Source organism: Duganella margarita (genome assembly GCF_009857535.1).
Classification (GTDB): domain Bacteria; phylum Pseudomonadota; class Gammaproteobacteria; order Burkholderiales; family Burkholderiaceae_D; genus Rugamonas; species Rugamonas margarita.
Window position 1 is genome coordinate 1 of record NZ_WWCS01000074.1, and the last position, 543, is coordinate 543.

At 75.3% G+C, this 543-nt stretch carries 1 pseudogene; it reads right to left on the reverse strand.

Annotated features, from left to right (window positions below):
* Positions 1-419: pseudogene (locus tag GTP55_RS29250) on the reverse strand (hypothetical protein); the annotation flags it as partial.
* Positions 420-543 lie beyond the last annotated feature (124 nt).

Genomic DNA, 543 nt, shown 5'->3' on the forward strand with positions numbered 1-543 from the left:
TCTCGCGGGTCGGCCGTCTCGCGCGCCGCCCGCGCCAGGCCGAACAGCACCTGGCCGGTGTTGAACACGGTCGGCACCGGCGCCGGCGCCGCCATCGTGCCGGCCCGCACGCCGCCGTCCGGCAACTGCACCGCCATCTCCCACAGCGCCATGCGGCGCGCCGCCTCGCGGTAGACGGGGCGGTCGAAGTGGGCGGCATAATCGTACAGCGTGGGGATCAGGTAGCCGGTGGTTTCCGGGTACGAGGCCAGCCAGCACGCCGCGCGCACATCGTAGCTGTGCGCCACGCCGTCGTCGCCATGGGTGGCCTGGGCCCGCAACACCCATTGCGCGGCCGCCTCCAGGTGCTCGGCCAGCGGCCGGCGGCTGGCGTGCGGCGTGCCGAAGTGATCGCGCGCGGCCAGCAGCCAGTGTCTCATGGCGCCACCCCGCCGGCGCCGCGCAGGCGTTGCCACAGCAGCTGGGCGCGGGCGGCGCCGCGCTGGCCCAGGTAGGCCAGCCACGGCAGCGGATCGCCGAGCCGGAAATAGGCGTCGCACGCCA